Consider the following 827-nt stretch of genomic DNA (forward strand, 5'->3'; position numbering starts at 1 on the left):
GCAGTAGAACAAAGCGTTCAAACAGCAGCAGCAATTGAAAGCGGAGATTTAAAAGCAAGAATTACTCTAAATCCTGCAAATCCACAATTAATTGAATTAAAAAATGTCTTAAATAAAATGCTTGATACTTTAGAAGAAAAAGTTGGAGCTAATACAAACTCAATTGAAAAGATATTTGATGAATATAGCCAAAACGACTTTAGAAATGAAATAAAAAATGCTAAAGGTAGAGTAGAACTTGCAACTAATATGTTAGGTAAGCAAATAAGAGATATGTTAAAAACAAACCTTGAAACTGCAAGAAACCTACAAGATAAATCCAAAATACTAAAAACAAGTGTTAAAGATATAAATGAAGGTGCAAGAAAGCAAGCAAGTAGCTTACAAGAAAGTGCAGCAGCAGTAGAAGAGATGAGTGCATCTATGCATGCAGTAAATCAAAAATCAAACGAAGTTATTAAAAACGGAGAAGATATTAAAAATGTTATTACTATGATTAAAGATATAGCAGAACAAATTAATCTACTTGCACTTAATGCTGCAATTGAAGCAGCACGTGCAGGTGAGCATGGAAGGGGCTTTGCTGTAGTTGCTGATGAAGTAAGAAAACTAGCTGAAAGCACTCAAAAATCACTAACAGAAATAGAAGCAAGTGTTAATGTATTAACTCAAGGTATAAATGATATGAGTGAAAGCATTAAAGAACAAACTCAAGCAATATCTCAAATAAATGAAGCAATAAGTAGTATAGATGAGCTAACACGTGCTAATGTAGTAGTAGCTGATAATACTAATAAAATATCAGATGAAGTAGATTTAATGGCTAG

1 protein-coding gene is annotated in these 827 nt (G+C 31.6%); it reads left to right on the forward strand.

Annotated features, from left to right (window positions below):
* A partial coding sequence (locus tag AVBRAN12642_RS09725) for a methyl-accepting chemotaxis protein (protein WP_336608316.1) occupies positions 1-827 on the forward strand: 827 nt, incomplete at both ends.

The organism is Campylobacter sp. RM12642 (assembly GCF_020137635.1).
Lineage (GTDB): Bacteria > Campylobacterota > Campylobacteria > Campylobacterales > Campylobacteraceae > Campylobacter_E.